This window comes from Deltaproteobacteria bacterium (assembly GCA_009929795.1).
GTDB lineage: Bacteria > Desulfobacterota > Desulfovibrionia > Desulfovibrionales > Desulfomicrobiaceae > RZZR01.
This window is the reverse complement of record RZZR01000156.1, coordinates 1-5,091: the sequence shown is the minus strand read 5'-3', so window position 1 is coordinate 5,091 and position 5,091 is coordinate 1. Positions and strand designations below refer to the sequence as shown.

The window sequence follows — 5,091 nt, the reverse complement described above, 5'->3', positions numbered from 1 at the left end:
TTGGCCTTTTTTCTCTTTGGCCGAATCAGACATGGTTCACTTCAAAATTCACTGTACGTTGCAGCGTAGCTGAAAAACGGTATTTTTCAGGGTCGACTACTTGGAAGTTTCATGCTCTCGATGGGAAAGTGGACGGCAAACAATTCCCTGAATGCTGATATGGTGTTGTCGGCGATGGCCTTGTTGACGATCAATTCCCCGACATGGGGCCGATTGTCGAAGCCCCAGTGGGATACCCGCACATACGCCAATTGATCCAGGGAGACCGGACACTCGGGTTTCCAGGTCTTGCCGGTCATTTGCCGGCGGATGGAATCCGGAATCGGATCGCTCGTGCCCGTGAATTCGTCGCCGGCCAGGGCGGTTCCAAGGCTGAGAAGTACAATGCACATGGCCAAGAGTGAGATGATTCGCATGATCATGGTGATTCCTCGCTGAAACTGAAATTGCATCGTTGCGCGTTTTGAACCCCGGACCCTTTTCGATCTACTCCAATTTTGTCCGCATACCCCGGCCGAGTACAGAGTCAAGCCGCAATTCAGAATGTGGAGTCTGTCGGCGTCGGCGCGATCATTGACCCGAGGTGACGGTCAGGGCAGAGTGAGCCCATGAATCGGAGCATGAAAACGGCCTTGGGGGCGGGGATCGTCGCCGCCCTTGCGGTGGGTATGGCCATGGGCTGGATTCGATACTGGATCGGGTATTTCGTTCTGGCCCAGGGGGCGGTGGCAGGTCTGCTCATTGCCTGGATCATGGCCGGTTGGGCTAGGTCCAGGCGGGTTTTGCTCGGTCATCCGGGGTTCGGACCGGCCCTGGGTGTGGCCGGAGCTGTCTTTACGGCCTTCATGGCCGGGCAGGTCGTGGGTTTCGGCCTGGCCCAGCCCTGGTTCGAGCCCGTAGGCTGGCTGGGCCGCCTGCTGGAGGGGCGAAGTTCGGAGTATATCTTCGGGGTGGCGGCCACGGCGGGCATCCACCGGGGCTTTGCCATGGGCATTACCGGAGGTTGGTGGATCGTCTTCAGCCTGATCGACTGGGCCATCATGTTCTTTTTCCTCCTGGCCATGCCTTGGGCCATGAGTCAGTCGGGCAAGAAAGACGTCGGGGCCGGGACATGATGCGCAAAGTGGCCCTGGTCACCTTCCTTGGTGCTTTGGTTTTTGTGTTCGGCGCGGCCTTCGGCTTCGATCCTGCCAGGGATCTGAAGGCGGCCGGACTCCTGAGCCGGGCCGGCGATTTGGACCAGGCCATGCGGCTGGCCAGAAGGGCCCTGTTCTTCGGCAATGCCACTGAACAGATCCAGGCCTTGGGACTGCTGGCCGGAGCAGCCGAAAAATCTGGCAGACTGGACCGGGCCGAGTCCTATGCCAGACGACTTTTGACTCTGGATGCCGGCAATCCCCGGGGTCATCTTCTGATGGGCGAGTTTCGGATGCGGTCCGGGGACCCGGCCGGGGCCTTGGCGTTTCTCGACCTCGGGCTGGAACTGGCTGGAGGCGAGAGCCGGAATCGGCCGAAATCCATGGCCCCGCATCTGGCCAGGCGTGGGCTGGCCCTTTTCGAACTCGGTCGCGTCGAAGAGGCCGGACGCGACGCCGATATGGCCATGGCCCTGGACCCCCGGGATCCGGCCCCGCATTTTCTAGTCGGCCGACTTTTCGAGGCCGAGGGCCTGTACCTGGAGGCTTTGGAGGAATGGGAGCTGGGCGTGGCCCTGCTCAAGGATCGGGACCGGTATTTTTTCCTGAATTCGGAAGGCGAAGGGGTCATTGAGCAGCTCATTCTGCTGCGAATGAAGGCCAAAGTGGACAAGAACCGCCCATTGTACCCCGGCATGGGGTAGCTCTTCAGGATAACCTTTTCAAGGGTGTCGGGCCGTTCGAGGACGTCTGGAAACGGCAGAGAATCCCAGGCCGAAAGACAGGTGTGTCGGATTCTGTCACATTTTTGCCATTTTCAAGACGGAATGGATGGTGTACAGACTCCCCGACATGGGGACGCGTCTCAATGTATCCTCGACCATCCCCATGACCAGATCCGAGACCGGAACGGTTCGGGCGACCGGTGTCCAACGGGGGCGCGGGTCTGGGCCCGAACCCATACAAACGGAGGTTGACGATGCGCAAGACGATTTTGACCTTTCTGGCCCTGGCCGTTCTTTTGGCCCTGTATCTGCCCTGCCAAGCCGGACAGTGCACGAACCGCGGGACCCTGGACGTCATGTACTGCGACGAGGACAAGGACCTGGTGGCCGACTGGGCCCAGGCCGGGGACTGCAAGAACCCTGATACCCTGGTCTTCACCTACACCCCGGTGGAAGATCCGGCCGTGTACAAGGACGCCTTTGAGGATTTTCAGAAATATCTGGAAAAAGCCACGGGCAAGAAGGTCATCTATTATACGGTCCAGTCCAACGCGGCCGAGGTTGAGGCCATGCGTTCCGGTCGCCTCCATGTGGCCGGGTTCTCCACCGGCCCCACAGGGTTTGCCGTCAACCTGGCCGGGTACGTGCCCATCGCTGTGAAGGGCTACGCCGACGGCTTCCAGGGGTACAACCTGATCATGGTCGTCAAGAAGGATAGCCCCATCCAGTCCATGGCCGATTTGAAGGGCAAGAAGGTGGCCCACACCTCGGCCTCGTCCAACTCGGGAAACCTGGCCCCCCGGGCATTGTTCCCCAAATTGGGCCTCGTTCCTGACGAGGACTACACCGTGGTCTACTCGGGCAAACACGACCAGTCCGTCCTGGGCGTGGCCCACGGCGATTACGACGCCGCTCCGGTGGCCTCGGACGTGTACGAGCGCATGGTCCGGGCCGGGCGGGTGGACAAGGACGCTCTGCGGATCATCTACACCAGCCCCAAGTTCCCGACCTCGTCCTTCGGTCTTTCCAACCAGCTGTGCCCGGATCTGGCCCAGAAGATCATCGGGGCCTTCTACACCTACCGGTTCCCGGCCAAGATGCAGGAGACCTTTGGCGGGGCCGACCGCTTCTATCCCGTGACCTACATGGCCGACTGGCAGGTCATCCGGGAGATCGCCGAGGCGGTGGGCGAGAGCTACAACGCCGAAGGCCTGAAGGAGATGGCCGAAAAGGAAGCGGCCTCCAAGAAGAAGTAGCCCGGGCATCATGACAAACGAAGCACAGACACGAGGGAGCGGCATGGACCGCTCCCTCGTGGTCCAGAACCTAGTCAAGGAATACGTCCGCCACAAGCCCATCCTCAAGGGCCTGTCCTTCGAGGTTCACGGGGCCTGCATAGTGGGCATCATCGGACCTTCGGGTACCGGCAAGAGCACGCTTATCCGGTGCATCAACCGGCTCATCGAGCCCACGAGCGGCCGGATCGAGGTCTCGGGAACGGACATCACCTCCCTGTCGGGGACCCGGCTCAGGCTGGCTCGTCGTCATATCGGCATGGTTTTCCAGGAGTTCAATCTTGTTGAGCGGCTTTCGGTCATTGAGAACGTGCTCTGCGGCCGTCTGGGGTACGTCCCGGTCTGGCGGGCCTGGCTGAGACGCTTCAAGAAGCGGGACATCGACCGGGCCTTCGAGATTCTCGATCAGGTCGGGTTGACCGACTTTGTCACCGAGCGGGCCGACAGCCTGTCCGGGGGCCAGCGCCAGAGGGTGGGCATCGCCCGGGCCGTCATGCAGGGCCCGGATCTCATTATGGCCGACGAGCCAACCAGCTCGCTGGACCCTAAGACCTCGGTGGAGATCATGGAGCTTTTGGGCATGTTCTCCAAGACCCGGGACATTCCGGTCCTGATCAACATCCACGACGTCCATCTTGCCCAGCGTTTTTGCGATCGGATCATCGGCATGTCCGAGGGCCGGATCGTGTTCGACGGACCGCCCTCGGAACTGTCCGGCGATCATCTGAAGACCATCTACGGCGGGGAGGGCTGGCTGAAATGAGCACCGCCGGAGTGGAAAGGCGGCCATTTCGTCCCAATTGGGCGGCCCGGGCCGGATGGGTGCTGGCCTTGGCCTATTTTATCTACGCGGCCAGCGCCCTGGACTTCACCTGGGCTAGGTTTATCCAGGGACTCGACAACGGGGCCAAGTTCCTTTCGGAGATGGTCCCCCCCAATTTCGAGCGGTGGCGGCTTCTGCTGGAGAATCTGGTGGAGACAGTGGAGATCGCGGTCATCGCCTCGGCCTTTGGAGTTCTCCTCTCCCTGCCCATTGGCCTGTGCGCGGCCCGGAACCTGATGCCGTCCTGGCTGACCTGGCCGGCCCGGGGTGTCATAGTCATCTGCCGGTCCTTCCATCCGGTCATCTTCGCCATCCTGTTCGTCAAGGCTGTTGGTTTCGGGCCTTTGGCCGGCATTTTGACCCTGATCTTCGCCTCCATCGGGTTCATCGGTAAACTCTTTGCCGAGGCCATCGAGGAGATCAGCCTGAAGCCCGTTGAGGCCACCAAGGCCGCCGGAGCACCATTCGCCTCGGTCCTCATCTTCGCCGTCCTGCCCCAGGTCCTGAACCGGTTCATCGGCTTTTCCACCTATCAGTTCGACGCCAACCTCCGGAATTCGACCATGATCGGCATCGTCGGGGCCGGGGGCATCGGGGGGACCCTGTTCGCGGCCTTCCAGCGTTTCGACTACGATTTCCTGGCGGCCATCCTCATCGCCATCATCGCCCTGATCATGGTCGGGGAGTCCGTGGCCATCCGGATCAAGGCGGTCTTCAATGACTGAGGCCCGCCGCTGGCAGCGGTTCACCATGGCCGAGCGACTGGCCCGGTTCTCCGTGTATCTGGGGACCGTGGCCCTGTTCGTCTTTTCACTGAAGACGGTCCAGATCATCCCGGAGTTCCTCTGGGACGCCCCCGAGCAGATGGCCGACCTGTTCCGCAGGATGTGGCCGCCTGACTGGCCTTCCTACACGTCCCAGGGCGTCCACGAGGCCCTGATCGAAACCCTGAACATCGCCGGTCTGGGCACTCTCCTGGCCATATTCCTGTCCGTGCCCGTGGGCCTGATGGGGGCCTCCAACATCACCCGTTCCGGAATTCTGAACTGGCTGGCCCGTTTGATCCTGGTCTCTTCCCGGTCGGTAAACACCCTGGTCTGGGCCATCCTGTT

Annotated in this window: 7 protein-coding genes; 6 read left to right on the top strand and 1 reads right to left on the bottom strand. The window is 61.3% G+C overall.

The window, feature by feature from the left end; all coding sequences use genetic code 11:
- Nucleotides 1-86 precede the first annotated feature (86 nt).
- Complete coding sequence (locus EOM25_12020; protein NCC25899.1) at nucleotides 87-422, bottom strand: hypothetical protein; 336 nt, start codon at nucleotides 420-422, stop codon at nucleotides 87-89.
- Between the two features lie 198 nt (nucleotides 423-620).
- On the opposite strand from EOM25_12020, the gene EOM25_12015 reads away from it, so the two are divergent.
- The 6 genes from EOM25_12015 to EOM25_11990 form a co-directional block, all read left to right on the top strand.
- Nucleotides 621-1,115: a hypothetical protein gene (locus EOM25_12015; GenBank protein NCC25898.1), complete on the top strand. Its 495-nt coding sequence runs from the start codon at nucleotides 621-623 to the stop codon at nucleotides 1,113-1,115.
- Nucleotides 1,112-1,840 (top strand): tetratricopeptide repeat protein, encoded by a 729-nt coding sequence (locus EOM25_12010; GenBank protein NCC25897.1) that lies wholly within the window; start codon nucleotides 1,112-1,114, stop codon nucleotides 1,838-1,840. Before EOM25_12015 ends, EOM25_12010 begins: the two co-directional genes overlap by 4 nt.
- Before the next feature lie 275 nt (nucleotides 1,841-2,115).
- Entirely contained in the window at nucleotides 2,116-3,117 is a 1,002-nt protein-coding gene (phnD, locus tag EOM25_12005) for a phosphate/phosphite/phosphonate ABC transporter substrate-binding protein (protein NCC25896.1), read from the top strand.
- Between the two features lie 10 nt (nucleotides 3,118-3,127).
- Nucleotides 3,128-3,919: a phosphonate ABC transporter ATP-binding protein gene (gene phnC, locus EOM25_12000; protein ID NCC25895.1), complete on the top strand. Its 792-nt coding sequence runs from the start codon at nucleotides 3,128-3,130 to the stop codon at nucleotides 3,917-3,919.
- Nucleotides 3,916-4,704, top strand: a complete 789-nt coding sequence (phnE, locus tag EOM25_11995; GenBank protein ID NCC25894.1) for a phosphonate ABC transporter, permease protein PhnE — start codon at nucleotides 3,916-3,918, stop codon at nucleotides 4,702-4,704. Before phnC ends, phnE begins: the two co-directional genes overlap by 4 nt.
- A partial coding sequence (locus tag EOM25_11990; GenBank protein NCC25893.1) for a phosphonate ABC transporter, permease protein PhnE occupies nucleotides 4,697-5,091 on the top strand: 395 nt, incomplete at its 3' end. The genes phnE and EOM25_11990, both read left to right, overlap by 8 nt.